Annotated in this window: 13 protein-coding genes and 5 tRNA genes; 10 read left to right on the forward strand and 8 right to left on the reverse strand. The window is 69.0% G+C overall.

Annotated elements, in window-relative coordinates:
• Positions 1-11 precede the first annotated feature (11 nt).
• Entirely contained in the window at positions 12-872 is an 861-nt protein-coding gene (locus IE153_RS15840) for an RNA polymerase sigma factor SigF (protein WP_189590355.1), read from the forward strand.
• A 60-nt stretch (positions 873-932) separates the two neighbouring features.
• Here the strand turns inward: IE153_RS15840 and IE153_RS15845 are convergent.
• The 4 genes from IE153_RS15845 to IE153_RS15860 all read right to left on the reverse strand — a co-directional run bounded on the left by IE153_RS15845 (position 933) and on the right by IE153_RS15860 (position 4,660).
• Positions 933-1,005 (reverse strand) — tRNA-Lys (locus tag IE153_RS15845).
• A gap of 214 nt (positions 1,006-1,219) precedes the next feature.
• On the reverse strand, positions 1,220-3,301 hold the full coding sequence (locus IE153_RS15850) for a DEAD/DEAH box helicase (protein WP_189590356.1): 2,082 nt from the start codon (positions 3,299-3,301) through the stop codon (positions 1,220-1,222).
• 390 nt (positions 3,302-3,691) lie between these two features.
• Complete coding sequence (locus IE153_RS15855; RefSeq protein ID WP_189590357.1) at positions 3,692-4,222, reverse strand: hypothetical protein; 531 nt, start codon at positions 4,220-4,222, stop codon at positions 3,692-3,694.
• An 87-nt stretch (positions 4,223-4,309) separates the two neighbouring features.
• Positions 4,310-4,660, reverse strand: a complete 351-nt coding sequence (locus IE153_RS15860; RefSeq protein WP_031108284.1) for a metallopeptidase family protein — start codon at positions 4,658-4,660, stop codon at positions 4,310-4,312.
• Positions 4,661-4,743: 83 nt separating this feature from the next.
• Between IE153_RS15860 and IE153_RS15865 the strand changes: the two genes are divergently transcribed.
• From IE153_RS15865 to IE153_RS15880, 4 genes are all read left to right on the forward strand, one after another.
• A complete protein-coding gene (locus tag IE153_RS15865) occupies positions 4,744-6,318 on the forward strand; it encodes a metallophosphoesterase family protein (protein WP_189590358.1) in 1,575 nt (524 codons plus the stop codon).
• An 80-nt stretch (positions 6,319-6,398) separates the two neighbouring features.
• Positions 6,399-6,471: transfer RNA gene (locus IE153_RS15870), tRNA-Glu, on the forward strand.
• A gap of 35 nt (positions 6,472-6,506) precedes the next feature.
• Positions 6,507-6,581, forward strand: a tRNA-Asp gene (locus IE153_RS15875).
• A gap of 24 nt (positions 6,582-6,605) precedes the next feature.
• Positions 6,606-6,679 (forward strand) — tRNA-Phe (locus IE153_RS15880).
• Positions 6,680-6,832: 153 nt separating this feature from the next.
• Here IE153_RS15880 and IE153_RS15885 read toward each other — a convergent pair.
• The gene (locus IE153_RS15885; RefSeq protein ID WP_189590359.1) at positions 6,833-8,005 is read right to left on the reverse strand and encodes an RNA-guided endonuclease InsQ/TnpB family protein; all 1,173 of its coding nucleotides are present in this window, start codon (positions 8,003-8,005) and stop codon (positions 6,833-6,835) included.
• Positions 8,006-8,163: 158 nt separating this feature from the next.
• Here IE153_RS15885 and hrpA point away from each other — a divergent pair, with 158 nt between their 5' ends.
• The 3 genes from hrpA (at position 8,164) to IE153_RS15900 (ending at position 12,648) form a co-directional block, all read left to right on the forward strand.
• The gene (gene hrpA, locus IE153_RS15890; protein ID WP_189590360.1) at positions 8,164-12,132 is read left to right on the forward strand and encodes an ATP-dependent RNA helicase HrpA; all 3,969 of its coding nucleotides are present in this window, start codon (positions 8,164-8,166) and stop codon (positions 12,130-12,132) included.
• A gap of 93 nt (positions 12,133-12,225) precedes the next feature.
• Positions 12,226-12,300: transfer RNA gene (locus tag IE153_RS15895), tRNA-Asp, on the forward strand.
• A 156-nt stretch (positions 12,301-12,456) separates the two neighbouring features.
• Entirely contained in the window at positions 12,457-12,648 is a 192-nt protein-coding gene (locus IE153_RS15900; RefSeq protein WP_189590361.1) for a DUF6274 family protein, read from the forward strand.
• Between the two features lie 463 nt (positions 12,649-13,111).
• On the opposite strand, the gene bldC is transcribed toward IE153_RS15900, so the two are convergent.
• Together bldC and IE153_RS15910 are read right to left on the reverse strand one after the other, a co-directional pair.
• Positions 13,112-13,318, reverse strand: coding sequence for a developmental transcriptional regulator BldC (gene bldC / locus IE153_RS15905; protein WP_003949541.1), 207 nt, complete (start codon positions 13,316-13,318; stop codon positions 13,112-13,114).
• A gap of 599 nt (positions 13,319-13,917) precedes the next feature.
• Positions 13,918-14,763, reverse strand: a complete 846-nt coding sequence (locus IE153_RS15910; protein ID WP_189590362.1) for a DUF8083 family protein — start codon at positions 14,761-14,763, stop codon at positions 13,918-13,920.
• A 251-nt stretch (positions 14,764-15,014) separates the two neighbouring features.
• Here IE153_RS15910 and IE153_RS15915 point away from each other — a divergent pair, with 251 nt between their 5' ends.
• Positions 15,015-16,121 (forward strand): Leu/Phe/Val dehydrogenase, encoded by a 1,107-nt coding sequence (locus IE153_RS15915; RefSeq protein ID WP_189590363.1) that lies wholly within the window; start codon positions 15,015-15,017, stop codon positions 16,119-16,121.
• Positions 16,122-16,440: 319 nt separating this feature from the next.
• Positions 16,441-16,692: a DUF3073 domain-containing protein gene (locus IE153_RS15920; RefSeq protein ID WP_189590364.1), complete on the forward strand. Its 252-nt coding sequence runs from the start codon at positions 16,441-16,443 to the stop codon at positions 16,690-16,692.
• Positions 16,693-16,775: 83 nt separating this feature from the next.
• Here the strand turns inward: IE153_RS15920 and purM are convergent, their stop codons facing one another.
• A complete protein-coding gene (purM, locus tag IE153_RS15925; RefSeq protein WP_031108295.1) occupies positions 16,776-17,855 on the reverse strand; it encodes a phosphoribosylformylglycinamidine cyclo-ligase in 1,080 nt (359 codons plus the stop codon).
• Positions 17,856-17,888 lie beyond the last annotated feature (33 nt).

Raw genomic sequence — 17,888 nt, forward strand, 5'->3', positions numbered from 1 at the left:
AGGGAGGGCCCGTGACGGCGACCATGCGCATCGGCACGACGACGGATTCCGCCACCTGCACCGGTGAGGAACTGCCGCAGATCGCCGAGCCCCAGAAGCTCGCCCCGCAGGACGCGCGCGGGCTGACCGGACAGTTCCTCGACCGGCTCGCCGTGCTCGAGGAGGGCACGCCCGAATACCAGTACGCCCGCAACACGCTCATCGAGATGAACATGTCGCTGGTGCGCTTCGCGGCCCGCCGGTTCCGCACCAGCGGCCAGTCGATGGAGGACATCGTCCAGGTCGGCGTCATCGGGCTGATCAAGGCCATCGACCGCTTCGAGGTCTCCCGCGAGGTGCAGTTCACCAGCTTCGCGGTGCCGTACATCATCGGCGAGATCAAGCGGTTCTTCCGTGACACGTCCTGGGCCGTGCACGTGCCGCGCCGCCTTCAGGAAGCCCGTACGGAACTCGCCAAGGCCACCGAGGAGCTGGCCTCCCGCCTCGGCCGCGCGCCGAAGGTGGCCGAACTGGCGGCGCTGATGAACCTGTCGGAGGAAGAGGTCGTCGAGGCCCAGATCGCCGCCAACGGCTACCTGTCGTCCTCCCTCGACGCGACGGTCACCGGCGACCCGGACGAGAGCGAGACGACGCTGTCGGAGTTCATCGGCGAGGAGGACCCGGCCCTCGAACTCGTCGAGGACTTCCACGCCCTGGCCCCGCTGGTCGCCGAACTCGACGAACGCCAGCGCCTCATCCTGCACCTGCGCTTCGTGGAGGAGCTGACCCAGGCGGAGATCGGCGCCCGGCTCGGCATCTCGCAGATGCACGTCTCCCGGCTCATCTCCCGCACGGTGGCCCGCCTGCGGTCGGGGATGCTGACCACCGGCTGACCCGCCCCCGACAACGACAAGAGCCCCGGTCCGGAGACGATCCGAACCGGGGCTTCCTTGTAGGCCCTGTGGGACTCGAACCCACAACCAATGGATTAAAAGTCCACTGCTCTGCCAATTGAGCTAAGGGCCCAGGCGATGTTGCCCCCACGAGCATAGCCGGACGATGCCGAGTCTCCGATCGGGTATCGGTCTCCCGGCCCTGCCAAAGGGACGAACAGGGCCGATGAGGGCCACGGACCGACCGGTTCGGGCGGGTCCGCGCGCGCCCCGGAGCGCCCGCCGCAACGACGGAGCGCCGTGGCCCGCCCGTTGGGGCGGAGCCACGGCGCTCTCATGCACTGATGTCAGCCGTTGCGCTTCCAGCGCGGCTTGTCGTCGCGACGCTGGAACGAACCACCGCCGCGGTGGTCGTCACGACGGCCGGAGGGGCGGTCGTGACCGGAGGAGCGGAAGCCGGGGCGGTCACCCTGACGGTCACGGTTGAAGGGGCGGTCACTGCCACGGTGCCCACCGCGCTCGTCACGGCGCTCGAAGGAACGGCCCGGACGGTCGTCACGACGGAAGCCACCACCACGGTTGTCGTCACGACGCTCGAAACCACGGCCACCACGGTCGTCACGACGCTCGAAAGAACGGCCGCCACGGTCGTCACGACGCTCGTCGCGGCGGAAGCCACCACCACGGTTGTCGTCACGACGCTCGAAACCACGGCCACCACGGTCGTCACGACGCTCGAAAGAACGGCCGCCACGGTCGTCACGACGGTCATCGCGGCGGAAACCGCCACCACGGTTGTCGTCACGACGCTCGAAACCACGGCCACCACGGTCGTCACGACGCTCGAAAGAACGGCCGCCACGGTCGTCACGACGGTCATCGCGGCGGAAACCGCCACCGCGGTTGTCGTCACGACGCTCGTACGAACGCCCGCCACGGTCGTCCCGGTCGACGTCCTGCGCCGCCGGCTGCTCGGGCACGGACACCTCGGCCGCCGCGGCCGCCACCGCGGCCTGGGCCTCGGCCACCGCGGCCTCGGGGTCCTCACCCTGCTCGCGGGCGATCCGGGCGACCAGGCGGTCGGCCTCCTCGCGCAGCTCGTTCGCACGCCGCTGCGCCCGCTCCAGCTCCTTGGTGAGCGAGGCGACCTCACGCTCGGCCTGCTGCGCGGCGTTACCCACGGACTCGGCCTGGACCTCGGTCATCGACCGGGCACCGGTGATCTCGGCGACCTCCGGGTCGAAGGCGCCGGCGCCCTGGATGATGTGGCGCGAGGCGTCGACGCCCGCGTCCTCCATCAGCCGGAAGATCTGACGCCGCTGGTGCGGCAGGGACAGCGAGACGACGGTGCCGGAGCGGCCCGCACGCGCGGTACGGCCGGACCGGTGCAGGTAGTCCTTGTGATCCCCGGCCGGGTCCACGTTCAGCACCAGGTCGATGCCGTCGACGTGGATACCGCGGGCGGCGACGTCGGTCGCGACGAGCGCGTTGACGTAGCCCTTCTTGAAGTCCTCCAGCACGCGGGTGCGCGCGCCCTGCGTCATACCGCCGTGCAGCGCGTCGGCCTTCACACCCGAGTCGCACAGCTGCTCGGCGATGCGGTCGGCGCCCAGCTGGGTGCGGACGAAGATGATCGTGCGGCCCTTGCGGGACGCGATCGCGGCGGTGACCGGCGCCTTGTCCTTGGGCTTCACGATGAGGATGTGGTGCGACATGGTCGTGACGTTGCCCTGGGCGCTGTCGACCTCGTGCGTGACCGGGTTGCTCAGGTAGCGCTTGACCAGCGTGGAGATCTCGTTCTCCATCGTGGCCGAGAACAGCATGCGCTGGCCGCCGGCCGGGACCTGGTCGAGCAGCTCGGTGACCTCGGGCAGGAAGCCCAGGTCGGACATCTGGTCGGCCTCGTCGAGGACGGCGACCTCGACGTTCTCCAGGGAGCAGGCGCCACGGTTGATGATGTCGCGCAGCCGGCCCGGGGTGGCGACGAGGACGTCGACGCCGCGCTCCAGGGCGTAGATCTGGTTGCCCATCGACGTACCGCCGCAGACGACCTTCATCTTCAGGCCGACGACGTCGCCGTACGGCTGGAGGGCGTCCGCGACCTGCATCGCGAGCTCGCGGGTCGGGGTGAGGATGACCGCGCGCGGCTTGTGCTTCTCGGTGCGGCCGCCGGCGAGACGCGCCAAGGTCGGCAGACCGAACGACAGGGTCTTGCCGGAGCCCGTGCGGCCACGGCCGAGGATGTCCTTGCCGGCCAGGGCGTCCGGGATGGTCGCGGCCTGGATCGGGAAGGGGGTGGTCACGCCGTTCTGCGCGAGCTTGCGCACAACGCCTTCGGGGAGACCGAGGTCCGCGAACGTGACCTCGGGGGCGTCCTCGGCTGCCTCGTTCTCGGGCACGACGACGTGATCAGTACTGGCAATGGACATGCGAATGCGAAACCTTCCGGAGTCTCAGTCGGCACGCGCCCGTCAACTCCGTGATTCGCGATTCGCAATACGACCGCCTCAATGCGGTCCACCACGGCAAGGGAGAGTACGCGCCACACGGCGCGCTCTGCAGTGGCGCCGGGCAAGATGGGATCAAACGATCTGCCACCATACGCACCCCGGGCCCCTCAAGGCAAACCGGACTGTCCAGGCGACAGCGGGCCACCGTCCGACGACCGGACGGCATCCCGATGGACCCAACCACCCTCCGGCCACCATTGTTCCCGCCCCCGAAGAAAATCTTCCCGCCCCTCCGGCGCATCCCCACGACCCGCCACCCCGCCCACGCATGCCCACGACCCGCCACCCCGCCAGCGCATCCCCACAGCCCTACGCCGGTGCCCCCGCCTCCGGCGCCGGCTCCCGCTGCGCGAGCTGAGGCCCGGGCGGCTCGTGCGCCGACGACGACGGCTCCGGCGTCGGCTCCGGTGACGTCGTCGGCTCCTGCGGCGTCGGCGTGGGCTCCGGTTCGGCCGTGCGGGTGGGCGTCGGCGGGGCCGGCGGCTTCGGCGTGGGACGCGCCGGCCTTCCCGGCCTGTCACGCCCCGGCACGGTCGGGCTCGCGTCAGCGCTCGGCGCCGCCTCGGGGGAGGCCGACTCCACCGCCCGGCCGCCCTTGCCCTTCCTGCCCTTCCCGCCCTTGCCGCGCCCCCGCTCGCCACCGGCCCCGGCCGCACCGAACCCGGCGCCGCCGCCCGACACCGCGGGCCCGCCGTCGGGCGCCTCACCGCCCCGTTGCCCGGCGGAGTGCGACGGCTTGACGCTCCCACCCGTGTCGTCGCCGACACTCATGCAGCCGGCGGCAGCGGCGACCGCCACGACCGTGGCGGCCAGTCGGACGGGTACGTACAAGGGGCGCACGGGGCCACCTCCGGAAAGGGTGATGGAGTCAACACCTCCAACTCCCGCCGCCCACAAGAGGACACGCGCCCCGCATTCACAACCCGGTCAGCCGTAACCCAGGGCGTGAAGGCGCGCGTCGTCGATACCGAAGTGGTGGGCGATCTCGTGCACGACGGTGATCTCCGTCTCCGCGACGACGTCCTCCCGCGACTCGCACATCCGCAACGTCGGATTCCGGTAGACGGTGATCCGGTCGGGCAGCACACCGGCGTACCACTCACCCCGGTCGGTCAGCGGCGTCCCCTCGTACAGCCCGAGCAGCTCGGGATCGTCCGACGGCGGCTCGTCCTCCACGAACACCGCGACGTTGTCCATCAGTCGCGTCAACTCCGGCGGAATCCGGTCGAGCGCCTCCGCGACCAGCTCCTCGAACTCCTCACGCGTCATCTCCAGCACAGGCCCATTGTCGGCCACGACCCCGCCGTACGAGAGCCGTACGGCGCCGCATATCCGGCCCCGGACTTGGGCATACGGGATCAATGGCCCGCGTCCCCGCCGCAGTCCTGAGTGTCCTGAACCCGATCCGCAAGGCCCCGAGCGCCCTGGCCCGCCGATATCGCTCCCGCCAGACACCCACCACGATCGAGCTCGTGGCGCAGCCACACCCGTGGACCCGTGCGGTGGGACTCGTGGCCGTGGTCGTCCTCGGCGCCTGGCTGGGACTGCTGGTCGTGGGCGACGTCCGGGTCCCGGTCGGCCCCATGAACACCACCATGACCCTGCGCCCCTCCTTCACCGGCGGCACCAAGATCAACATCTCGCCGCTGGGCGCCCTCCAGCTGGACAGCCACATCGCACCCGTCCGCCTGGACGTCAACGTCGACCAGCTCGACCCCGACCGCTCCCAGGCCCTCGTGGACCACCCCGAACGCCTCTCAGGGCTCCAGGACGAGGTCGCCGAGGACGTCGGCCGCGGCACCCTCGACCTGGCCGTGCGCTCCGGTGTCGCCGTCGTCGCCGGCGCCACCGCGCTCGGCCTCGCCGTCTACCGCCGCCCGCGCCGCGCCCTGGCCGCCGGCGGCCTCGCCCTCACCCTGCTCGCGGCCTCGGGCGGCACCGCATACGCCACCTGGCGCCCCGACTCCGTCCTGGAACCCAAGTTCTCCGGCCTGCTCACCTCGGCCCCCTCCCTGGTCGGCAACGCGCGCAGCATCGTCACGGAATTCGACGTCTACCAGAAGGAGTTGGCCCGCCTGGTCACCAACGTGACCAAGCTCTACGACGCCACCTCGACGCTCCCCGCCTACGCGCCCGACCCCTCCACGATCCGCGTCCTGCACGTCTCCGACATCCACCTCAACCCGGCGAGCTGGAAGATCATCGCCTCGCTCGTTGAGCAGTACAAGGTCGACGTCATCGTCGACTCCGGCGACACGATGGACCACGGCACCGCCGCCGAGAACGGCTTCCTGGACCCCATCGAGGACCTCGGGGCCCCCTACGTCTGGGTCCGCGGCAATCACGACTCGATGATCACCCAGCGCTACATGGAAGACCTGAAGAACGTCCATGTCCTGGACGACGGAAAGGCGCAGACGATCAAGGGCCTGCGCTTCGCGGGCATCGGCGACCCCCAGTTCACCCCCGACCGCTCGCAGCGGGTCGGCGCCGAGCAGTCCCAGAAACTGGCCGGCGCCCGCCTGGCCACGGCCCTGCGCGACCAGAGCACCGCGGGCACCCCGGTGGACGTCGCCGTCGCCCACGAGCCCTCCGCCGCCCGCGAGGTCGACGGCGAGGTCCCCCTCGTCCTGGCCGGCCACCTCCACCACGACGAGATGGAGGACCTGCCGTACGGCACCCGGCTCCGCATCGAGGGTTCCACCGGCGGCAGCGGCCTGCGCGCCATCGAGGGCAAGCACCCCGACCCCATCGAGGCATCGATCCTCTACTTCGACCGCGACACCCGCCACCTCCAGGCCTGGGACGAGATCGAACTGGGCGGCCTGGGCCTCACGACGGCCGAGGTCAGCCGTCACCTCCCGAAGGAGAACCAGCCCGGCGCGAGCCAGTCCCCCAGCACCCCGTCCGAGGGCACTTCCTCACCCTCCCCCTAAACCGTTTTGGCGATAGCTCCCGCCATCCCATATGCTTCTCACGTCCCCGACGCGCTGCGAAGCGCACAGGCGGGCCGATAGCCCTCATCGTCTAGCGGCCTAGGACGCCGCCCTTTCAAGGCGGTAGCACGGGTTCGAATCCCGTTGGGGGCACGCACCACCCTGTGCGACACTGTCGTACAAAGCTTGGTCCTGTGGAGCAGTTTGGAGTGCTCGCCACCCTGTCAAGGTGGAGGCCGCGGGTTCAAATCCCGTCAGGACCGCTGAGGTTTCACGTGAAACCTCTTGGCTGGGTAGCTCAGTTGGTACGAGCGTCCGACTGAAAATCGGAAGGTCGCCGGTTCGACCCCGGCCCCAGCCACAGCTAAGGCCCCGATCCTCGGATCGGGGCCTTGTTGTATGCCCGTGATCGCGCCCGAGTGTACGAGCGTCCGCGTCCGCTACCGGAGAGATGAAGCTCTCCAGCTCGCAGCTCGCCCCGTCGATGGCTTCGACGGCCGCGGCGCATCCAGCCCTACGCGATCAGCGCGAGAGCAGGGACCTGTGACTCGGCCCCGCAGACCCACATCCACCAGCCGCGACCGGCGATGACGTGGGACGCATTCAGGTCCGCGTGCTCAACGAAGCCGCAGTTCCTGCACGAGAACACGGCCTGTGCCGGCCGGTTTCTCTTGTCGATGTGATGGCAGCGGGAGCACTCCTGGCTGGTGTAGGCCGGGTGGACGTGTACCACCGGCACTCCGGCCCTGCGCGCCTTGTATGCGATGAAGGCGCCGAGCTGGGCGAAGGCCCAGGAGTGGATCGTGACGCGTTGGGGCTTCTTCAGCCGTGCCCGTTCGCGGATGCCGCCCAGGTCTTCCAGGGCGATGCCGCGACCGGTGCGTTGGGCCTCCGTCACGATGTTTTTGCTGATCTTGTGGTTGATGTCGCGGGTACGCCGGGCTTCTCTTCCGGCGCGGCGTTTGGCTCGCCGTTTGGCGGACCGGGTCTGCTTTCTGGCGAGGTTGTCTCGATTGCGTCGGTCGTTCTGTCTGCTGCGGTTGAGGCGTCGGCCGCTGTGCCGGTGGCCGGTGGAGGTGGTGGCGATGTTGGTGATGCCGAGGTCGATACCGATGAATTCCCGGGGGTCCGGGGTGGTGGGGCTTTCTGGGAGGTCGACTGTGGCCAGGAGGTACCAGTGACCGTTGTGGCTGGTCAGGTCGGACTCGCCCTGACGGTGGTGGGCGAGGAGGAGGAGTTGCGTTTCCTCTCCCGTGAAGGCGAGGCGTTTCATGCGTCCGGCCACGGTCCAGATGGAGACGGTGCGTTGCGGCATCTGCCAGGACAGCATGCGGTCGTCGTAGGGCTGGGCGCCTTGGGGTCGGAAGGCGATGGGCTTTTCGGTGGCTTTGCGGAAGCGTTTGGAGCCGGGTTTGCCGAGGTTTCCGGCTTTGAGGTTGCCGGTGAGGGCCGCGTAGGCGTCGGCGGTCTTCTTGATGACGTGCTGGGCGGCCTGGGCGCCGAGGGACCAACGGGTCTTGACCTGGGTGTAGGTCAGGGCGCGTAGTTCGCGGTTGCGTTTGATTCCGGTGGTGAAGGCGGTGTGGGAGACGTGATTGGCTGCCGCGTTGCAGGCGTGGAGGGTCGCCTGTAGTGCCGATGCCTGTTCGGGGGTCGGCAGGAGTTTGACGCGGATCACGAGCTTCACGTCGAGGAATCTAGGGCGAGGTCAGAGCTGCGGTCAGGTGATCGATCTCCGGACACTCGATCGAATGATCGTTCGGGCAAGCGCTCGAATGGCGCTTACGTGGTCTGGTCGAAATCCGTTCGCCTCTGTTTTGCGGGGGATGAGATCCTGGATCCCGTATGTCTACGCACCCTGCCCCCGCCCTCGGCGCCCTCGCCCCCCGCCTGACCGAGTTGTCCCTGCGCGATGCGCACCGGCTCGGGCGCAGGCTCGAAGGTGCGCGCAAGATCCGTAAGCCGGAGGCGCGGGCCGCCGTGCTCGCCGAGATCGAGGCGGAGGTCGGCAAGGCCGAGGAACGGATGGCCGGCCGGCGCGCCCTCGTGCCCGAGGTCACCTACCCCGAGCAGCTGCCCGTCAGCCAAAAGAAGGACGAGATCGCCGACGCCATCCGCGACCACCAGGTCGTGATCGTCGCCGGTGAGACCGGCTCCGGCAAGACGACGCAGATCCCGAAGATCTGTCTGGAGCTGGGGCGCGGCGTACGGGGCATGATCGGGCACACCCAGCCCCGCAGGATCGCCGCCCGCACGGTCGCCGAGCGCGTCGCCGAGGAGCTGGACACACCGCTCGGCGAGGCCGTCGGCTGGAAGGTCCGGTTCACCGACCAGGTGAACCAGGACGCGACCTTCGTCAAGCTCATGACGGACGGCATCCTGCTCGCCGAGATCCAGACCGACCGCGAGCTGCGTGCCTACGACACGATCATCATCGACGAGGCCCACGAGCGGTCCCTCAACATCGACTTCCTGCTGGGCTATCTCGCGCAGTTGCTGCCGAAGCGTCCGGACCTCAAGGTCGTCATCACGTCGGCCACCATCGACCCCGAGCGCTTCTCGCGGCATTTCGGCGACGCCCCGATCGTCGAGGTCAGCGGTCGTACGTATCCCGTGGAGGTCCGCTACCGGCCGCTGCTGGAGGAGGACGGCGACGACGCCGACCGCGACCAGATCACCGCGATCTCCGATGCCGTGGAGGAGCTCCAGAAAGAGGGGAAGGGCGACATCCTCGTCTTCCTCTCCGGTGAGCGGGAGATCAGGGACACGGCGGACGCGCTCACCAAGAAGAACTACCGCTTCACGGAGATCCTGCCGCTCTACGCCCGGCTCTCCCATGCGGAGCAGCACCGCGTCTTCCAGCCGCACACCGGCCGCAGGATCGTTCTGGCCACGAACGTCGCCGAGACCTCCCTGACCGTGCCGGGCATCAAGTACGTCATCGACCCGGGCTTCGCGCGGATCTCGCGCTACAGCCATCGCACCAAGGTCCAGCGGCTGCCCATCGAACCGGTGTCGCAGGCCAGCGCCAACCAGCGCAAGGGCCGCTGCGGCCGTACGTCGGACGGCGTCTGCATCCGGCTGTACAGCGAGGACGACTTCGAGGCCCGGCCGGAGTTCACGGACGCGGAGATCCTCCGGACGAACCTTGCCTCCGTCATCCTGCAGATGACCGCGGCCGGTCTCGGCGACATCGAGAAGTTCCCCTTCATCGACCCGCCGGACCACCGCAACATCCGCGACGGTGTGCAGCTGCTCCAGGAGCTGAACGCCCTCGACCCGGCGCAGCAGGACTCCCGCAAGCGGCTCACGGACACCGGCCGCAAGCTGGCCCAGCTGCCCGTCGACCCCCGGCTGGCCCGAATGGTCCTGGAGGCGGACAAGAACGGCTGTGTGCGCGAGGTCATGGTCATAGCCGCCGCGCTGTCCATCCAGGATCCGCGCGAACGCCCCGCCGACAAGCAGGCCCAGGCCGACCAGCAGCACGCCCGCTTCAAGGACGAGACCAGCGACTTCCTGGCCTACCTCAACCTCTGGCGCTATCTCCGCGAGCAGCAGAAGGAGCGGGGCTCGTCCTCGTTCCGCCGGATGTGCAAGCAGGAGTACCTCAACTTTCTTCGCATCCGCGAATGGCAGGACATCTATACGCAGTTGCGCACGGTCGCGAAGCAGATGGGCATCCACCTCAATGAGGACGACGCCCCGGACGACCGCATCCATCTCTCCCTCCTGGCCGGCCTGTTGTCGCACATCGGCATGAAGGACGTGAAGGACGCCGGAGGGGAGGGCGGGAGGAGCACGGCGAAGAACGAGTACCTGGGGGCGCGGAACGCGAAGTTCGCGATCTTCCCCGGTTCGGCCCTCTTCAAGAAGCCCCCGCGTTTCGTGATGTCGGCCGAGCTCGTCGAGACGTCCCGCCTCTGGGCCCGCGTCAACGCGAAGATCGAGCCCGAGTGGGTCGAGCCCCTCGCCGCGCACCTCCTCAAGCGCACCTACAGCGAGCCGCACTGGGAGAAGGACCAGGCCGCGGTGATGGCGTACGAGAAGGTCACGCTCTACGGCGTGCCGATCGTGGCGCAGCGGAAGGTCAACTACGGGCGGATCGACCCGGAGATCAGCCGCGAGCTGTTCGTCCGGAACGCGCTGGTCGAGGGCGACTGGCGTACGCACCACAAGTTCTTCTCGGACAACCGCCGTCTCCTCACCGAGGTCGAGGAGCTGGAGCACCGGGCCCGGCGCCGGGACATCCTGGTCGACGACGAGACGCTGTTCGACTTCTACGACCAGCGGATCCCCGAGCACGTCGTCTCCGGTGCCCACTTCGACTCCTGGTGGAAGCACAAGCGGCACGAGCAGCCCGACTTCCTCGACTTCGAGCGCGAGATGCTCATCAACGAGAAGGCGGGTGAGGTCAGCAAGGCCGACTACCCGGACTCGTGGCGGCAGGGGAACCTGAAGTTCCGGGTGACGTACCAGTTCGAGCCGGGCGCGGACGCCGACGGCGTGACCGTCCACATCCCGCTGCAGGTCCTCAACCAGGTCACGGACGAGGGCTTCGACTGGCAGATCCCGGGCCTGCGCGAGGAGCTGGTGACGGAGCTGATCCGGTCCCTGCCCAAGCCGATCCGGCGGAACTACGTCCCGGCGCCGAACTTCGCCAAGCGGTTCCTGGACCGGGCCGTCCCTCTCCAGGAGCCCCTCACCGCGACCATGACGCGCGAGCTGAGGCTCATGGTCGGCGTGCCCTTCGAGGCGGACGACTTCGACCTGTCCAAGGTCCCCGACCACTTGAAGGTCACGTTCCGGATCGTCGACGAACGGCGCCGCAAACTGGCCGAGGACAAGGACCTGGAGGCGCTGAAGCTCAGGCTGCGCCCGAAGGCCCGCAAGGCCCTCTCCCAGGCGGCCGCGGCGACCGCCGAGCGCTCCGGCGGCGAGTCCCTGGAGCGCTCGGGCCTGAGCGACTGGACGATCGGCACGCTCACCCGCGTCTTCGAGACCCGCCGGGCCGGTCAGCCGGTGAAGGCGTACCCCGCACTGGTCGACGACGGCGACACGGTCTCCGTGCGCCTCTTCGACACGGAGGCGGAGCAGGCGCGGGCCATGTGGAAGGGCACGCGGCGGCTGATCCTGCGCAACATCCCGGTGAACCCGGCGAAGTTCGCCTCGCAGAAGCTGACGAACGCGCAGAAGCTGGCGCTGTCCGCGAATCCGCACGGCTCCATCCAGGGCCTGTTCGACGACTGCGCGATGGCCGCCGCGGACAAGCTGATCGGCGACTTCGGCGGGCCGGCGTGGGAGGAGGAGTCGTACCGGAAGCTGTACGACAAGGTGCGCGCCGAGATCGTCGACACGACCGTCCGCGCGGTGGGACAGGTGCAGCAGGTCCTGGCCGCCTGGCAGGCCTGTGAGCGCCGTCTGAAGGCCGTGCGCAGCCCCGCGCTGCTGCCGAACCTCCAGGACGTGCGGGCACAGCTGGACGCCCTCGTGAAGCCGGGCTTCGTGACGGAGGCGGGGCTGCGGCGCATGCCGGACCTGATGCGTTACCTGGTGGCCGCCGACCGGCGTCTGCAGCAGATGCCGACGAACGTCCAGCGGGACACCACGCGGATGCAGAAGGTCCACGAGATGCAGGACGAGTACGCCTGGCTCCTGGAGCAGCTGCCGCAGGGCCGGCCGGTGCCGTCGTCGGTCCTGGACATCCGCTGGATGATCGAGGAGCTGCGGGTCAGCTACTTCGCCCACGCGTTGGGCACGGCGTACCCCGTCTCCGACAAGCGGATCGTGAAGGCGATCGACGCGGCGGCGCCGTAACGGCACCCGTACACAGGGTGAGTTCGACCAGGGCCTCACCCTCCTGTACAGTCTCTTCTCGCAGCGCAACGCACGAATGGCGCCGCGAAACCTGGTCCTGTGGAGCAGTTTGGAGTGCTCGCCACCCTGTCAAGGTGGAGGCCGCGGGTTCAAATCCCGTCAGGACCGCATCACGAGAGCCCGGATCTTTGGATCCGGGCTCTTTTGCATGCCCTGACCTCGTCGTAAGCCCCTCGGGCCCCCACACGCCGTCTTGACGGCCCCTCATTCCGTCGGTACCCCAGAACCAGGGCCGTTCCCCGTGCGGCCTTCAGGAGGTGGCGTATGGCGACAGCGACCAGGCACGAGACGCGGGCGCTGCTCCGCGCGCACCTGTCGGCCGCGTCGTCGTACCGGCACCTCACGCGGCACTGCCCGATCTGCCATCGCCTGCTGAGGCTGGCGATGGAGTCGGCGCCGCGTGCGCCTCAGGTCGAGGCTCCGGCAAGGGAGGACGAGAGCCCGGCGCCCGCATGATCCACGAGCGGCCTCAACACCCGTCAGGGTAGGGGCTGCTGGAGCCGGAGGCTTCTCTACCGCACCCGTGGCGGAGCTAACAAGCCGCTCGGTATGTGACGGGTGTCACCGCATGAGTTTTGGAAAGTGCGGTACTTACGCCCCGCCTACAAAGGGTCAATTTAATATGTGCAATTGCACTCTGTCCGGGGTGCCGCACACAGACGATCCGACACCCCTCCCCAGGCTCCTACAAGGCCGCTCACAGCAGGTGCGACAGACCCACCCCGGGCGCACAAAAAAGATCGCGCTGGACCCGGCGGAGTCCAGCGCGATCTACGACGCACCCTGTTGTATGCCTGCAAAGCTCTGACTGGCTTGGGCGTGGGGCCTGTTGGGGCAGGATCCCGCGTCGCTTGGAGCAGTGGTCCGGACGCCGCGGCCGGTTGGGGGAACCAGCCGGTTTGCCCGGTTATTCAGTTGTTCAGGCCTCGCTGCGCTGCTGCGGGATGCCCGCGAGCAGAGCGCGGACCTCGGCCTCGCGGTAGCGCCGATGCCCGCCGAGCGTGCGGATCGACGTGAGCTTGCCGGCCTTCGCCCACCGCGTGACCGTCTTGGGGTCGACACGGAACATGGTGGCGACCTCAGCCGGGGTCAGCAGCGGCTCGGCATCAGGGGTGCGAGCGGTCATGAGCGGCCTCCTCGGGAGAACCGAACCTTCTCGGTTCTTTCCTCTAAATTCTGCACCTTGACCCGCGTTGCCCGAAATGGCGGACGCGAGTCGAGTCGGTTATAGGACGAACGGCTTGTCCTCGGCACTACAACTACACCATCTGTCCAGCCGCGTCGGCCAAACCGATGGAATTGCCCCTCCAGGTGTTCATCAGCGACGGAAGCCGATGGACCATGCCATAGCGGACAGTCACACCGCTGTGACGATCAGTCACAGGGTGATCAGGAAGTCACCAGACCCCCCAAAGCGTGCAATGCTGAGATTCCGCCCATAGTGCAGCACTACAGGACGGAAGGAGTCCTCCCCGGACTCCTTGTCCTATTTTGGCATGAGGAGGGGCAAGGGACGCAAGAGCCTCGTACGTGTAGTCCGTCACGCTTGGCCTACTTGAGAGGTCTGCCCGGATCGGGCCCTACGTCCCTTGTTGACGAAGTCTCAGGAGACGCACAGCCCGCTTCAGGAACTCGGTGCGAGGACGAAACCCCAAATCGGGCGGTTCGTCAAACGTCAGTTCGTGACCGAATGCGAGCGGTCTGTACGGACATCAAGGTCAGGCGTCAGTTGGCCGACCGCAGATTCCGTACGGAACGCCACCGCTCCACGAGCCGGGCGTACGCCTCCCCCGCACCGGCCCCGTCGCCCCGGCGCAGCGCGGCGATGCCCGCGGCCACGTCCGCCGCGGAGTGGTCGTCCTCCAGCGTCCCGGCCGGCACCACGTGCACCAGGCCGCCGTAGTCCAGCTCCACGAGCGAGCGCGGGTGGAACTCCTCCAGCCAGCGGCCGACGTCCATCAGGCCGTCGATCAGGGGTCCTTCGTTCCTCGCCTCCCGCAGGGCGCGCAGGCCCCGGGCCACCCGCCGCCGGGCCTGGACCATGGGAGTGCGGTAGCGCAGCACGGGCGGGCTGTCGTCGGACGCGCCCTTGTCGTACTCGCGCTCCTCGTCGGAGACCAGCACGAACCAGTTGATCGGCACCTGCCAGGTGGCCGTCCGGATCCACGGCCGGGCGTCCGGGTTGATCGTCAGCCAGCGCTCGTAGTCCTGGGCCGCCTGACGCCGCAGTACCGGCGGCAGGACCGCGTCCATGACCGGCGGGGGGAGCTCCTCGGAGAGCTCGTCCAGGGCCAGCCAGCCGCGCAGCCGGGTGCGCCAGGGACAGACGCAGACGACGCCGTCCACGTCGAGGACGAAGGCGTCGTCGCTCTCGTGCACCGGCACCGGGACCGGCGGGGTGGGGGCCAAGTCGGCGAGGGCCCGGCGGAGTTCGTCCTGGTACGAGGGGCGGTCCGTGCGGCGGGCGTAGCGGGCCCACTGGCTGCGCTCCGGCTCGGGGAAGGCGGCCAGCGGTTCGTACACGCGCAGGTAGGTCGCGTAGGGGACGATCACCGAGGTCACCTTGGGCACGCCTGCTCCCTCCCCCGCGCACCGCCGTGAAAACCTGCGGAACCACTCACGATCGCGCGGGAAATCTATGCAAATCGTCGCACGGGTGTACTCCGGTCGGAGGTGATCCTGTGCACGGTGCGGTCGGCGGGCCCGCCAGGCTCTAATCTCATGCTCAACAGTCCCCGCCACCCTCCCCCACAGCCAAAAGCGCGGGGGGACCCCCACGGGAGCTGGTCTCCACCCGCCGCACCTACTCAGGAGTCACCACAGTGACCGACGTAACCGGCGCACCTGCTGATGTACTGCACACCCTGTTCCACTCGGACCAGGGCGGTCATGAGCAAGTCGTGCTCTGCCAGGACCGTGCGAGCGGCCTCAAGGCCGTCATCGCCCTCCACTCCACCGCCCTGGGCCCCGCGCTCGGCGGTACGCGCTTCTACCCGTACGCGAACGAGGCCGAGGCCGTCGCCGACGCGCTGAACCTCGCCCGCGGGATGTCGTACAAGAACGCCATGGCCGGTCTCGACCACGGCGGCGGCAAGGCCGTGATCATCGGCGACCCGGACCAGATCAAGAGCGAGGAGCTGCTCCTCGCCTACGGCCGGTTCGTCGCCTCCCTCGGCGGCCGCTACGTCACCGCCTGCGACGTCGGCACGTATGTCGCCGACATGGACGTCGTGGCCCGCGAGTGCCGCTGGACGACCGGCCGCTCGCCGGAGAACGGCGGCGCCGGGGACTCCTCCGTCCTCACCGCCTACGGCGTCTACCAGGGCATGCGGGCCTCCGCTCAGCACCTGTGGGGCGACCCCTCGCTGCGTGGGAAGCGGGTCGGCATCGCCGGCGTCGGCAAGGTCGGCCACCACCTGGTGGAGCACCTGCGGGCCGAGGGCGCCGAGGTCGTCATCACCGACGTGCGCGAGGAGGCCGTGGGGCGGATCCTCGCGGCGCACCCGACGGGCGTGACGGCCGTCGCCGACACCGCGACCCTGATCCGCGCCGAGGGCCTCGACATCTACGCCCCGTGCGCGCTCGGCGGTGCCCTGAACGACGACACCGTCCCCGCGCTCACCGCCAAGGTGGTCTGCGGCGCCGCCAACAACCAGCTCGCCCACCCGGGCGTGGAGAAGGACCTCGCCGACCGCGGGATCCTCTACGCGCCGGACTACGTGGTGAACGCCGGCGGTGTCATCCAGGTCGCGGACGAGCTGCACGGCTTCGACTTCGACCGGTGCAAGGCGAAGGCGTCGAAGATCTTCGACACCACGCTGGCCATATTCGCACGTGCGAAGGAGGACGGTATTCCGCCGGCTGCCGCGGCCGACCGGATCGCCGAGCAGCGGATGCACGACGCGACCCTGGCCCGCCGGGGGCGCTGAGGCCGGGGCGGTGCGGGACTGATCCCCGCAGTGTCGTACGTTTGGCCGGTACCCGCCGGTGGGCAGTTAGAGAGAACTCTCACTTCTACCGGCGGGTCGACCGTCGATAAGTGGTTAAAATCGCGGTTGACCAGCGAGGACGGGGCGCCTCGAAGGTCCTGGGCGCGGGCACGTCATGCGGGCGACGTACCGTATGGGCGCGGGCTCAGGTACCGTGGAAGCCCTACGGACCGGTCTCTCCGCGGAGAGTCCGTGCCGGACCATGAACGCGTGTCAAGACTCTGGGGCCGTCGAGCCCCGTCGTTGAGGGGGTCGAGCCATGGGGCGCGGCCGGGCCAAGGCCAAGCAGACGAAGGTCGCCCGCCAGCTGAAGTACAACAGCGGTGGGACTGACCTCTCACGCCTGGCCGAGGAGCTGGGTGCATCGCCTTCGAATCCGCAGCCGCCTAACGGCGCGCCGCCGATCGAGGACGATGATCAGGACGACGACCTGTACGCACGGTACGCCGACCTCTATGAGGACGACGACGACGAGGACGACCAGTCCTCGCAGCATCGTCGCGGCGCTTGACCCTGCACTGAGCACTTACCCGGTCGGTGACTGAAGGTCACCGACCGGGTTCTGTGCTGCCTGCAGGGCCATGACCCCGTGTCTCAGCTCGCGTAGTCACCGATCAGGGCGGCACCGGTGGGGTGCTCGCCCCGGTCCGTGATCTCTCCGGCCACCCAGGCGTCCACGCCGCGGTCGGCCAGCGTCGTCAGGGCCACGTCCACGGACTCCTGCGGCACGATCGCGATCATGCCGACGCCCATGTTCAGGGTCTTCTCGAGCTCCAGGCGCTCGACGCTGCCCGTGCGGCCGACCAGGTCGAAGATCGGGGCCGGGGTCCAGGTGGAGCGGTCCACGATCGCGTGCAGCTCGTCCGGGACGACCCGGGCGAGGTTGGCCGCGAGGCCGCCGCCCGTGATGTGACTGAAGGCGTGCACCTCGGTGGTGCGCATCAGGGCCAGGCAGTCCAGCGAGTAGATCTTCGTCGGCTCCAGGAGCTCCTCGCCGAGGGTGCGGCCGAGCTCCTCGATGTGCGCGTCCAGCGCCAGGCCCGCCTGGTTCAGCAGGACGTGGCGGACGAGGGAGTACCCGTTCGAGTGAAGACCGGAGGACGCCATGGCGATCACCGCGTCACCCGTCCGGATGCGATCCGCGCCGAGCAGCCGGTCGGCCTCCACGACGCCCGTACCGGCGCCGGCGACGTCGAAGTCGTCCTCGCCCAGCAGGCCCGGGTGCTCGGCCGTCTCGCCGCCGACCAGGGCGCAGCCGGCGAGCACACAGCCCTCGGCGATGCCCTTGACGATGGCGGCGACCCGCTCGGGGTGGACCTTGCCGACGCAGATGTAGTCGGTCATGAACAGCGGCTCGGCGCCGCAGACCACGATGTCGTCCATGACCATGGCGACCAGGTCGTGGCCGATGCTGTCGTAGACGCCCAGCTGGCGGGCGATGTCGACCTTGGTGCCGACGCCGTCCGTGGCGGAGGCGAGCAGGGGCCGCTCGTAGTTCTTCAGGGCGGAGGCGTCGAAGAGGCCGGCGAAGCCGCCGAGGCCGCCGAGGACCTCGGGGCGCTGGGCCTTCTTCACCCACTCCTTCATCAGTTCGACGGCGCGGTCGCCGGCTTCGATGTCGACGCCCGCGGCTGCGTAGCTGGCGCCGCCCTCGGCAATGGGTTTCTCAGACATGGCTAAGCAGAACCTTCGTGTCGTACGGCAGGT

Origin of the sequence: Streptomyces massasporeus (assembly GCF_014648995.1) — a bacterium.
Taxonomy (GTDB): domain Bacteria; phylum Actinomycetota; class Actinomycetes; order Streptomycetales; family Streptomycetaceae; genus Streptomyces; species Streptomyces massasporeus.

Coding starts and splice junctions, on each gene's coding strand:
- IE153_RS15920 (WP_189590364.1), top strand. CDS start 16,441: ATGGGGCGCGGCCGGGCCAAGGCCAAGCAGACGAAGGTCGCCCGCCAG.
- purM (WP_031108295.1), bottom strand. CDS start 17,855: ATGTCTGAGAAACCCATTGCCGAGGGCGGCGCCAGCTACGCAGCCGCG.
- IE153_RS15900 (WP_189590361.1), top strand. CDS start 12,457: ATGGCGACAGCGACCAGGCACGAGACGCGGGCGCTGCTCCGCGCGCAC.
- bldC (WP_003949541.1), bottom strand. CDS start 13,318: ATGACCGCTCGCACCCCTGATGCCGAGCCGCTGCTGACCCCGGCTGAG.
- hrpA (WP_189590360.1), top strand. CDS start 8,164: ATGTCTACGCACCCTGCCCCCGCCCTCGGCGCCCTCGCCCCCCGCCTG.
- IE153_RS15850 (WP_189590356.1), bottom strand. CDS start 3,301: ATGTCCATTGCCAGTACTGATCACGTCGTCGTGCCCGAGAACGAGGCA.
- IE153_RS15865 (WP_189590358.1), top strand. CDS start 4,744: ATGGCCCGCGTCCCCGCCGCAGTCCTGAGTGTCCTGAACCCGATCCGC.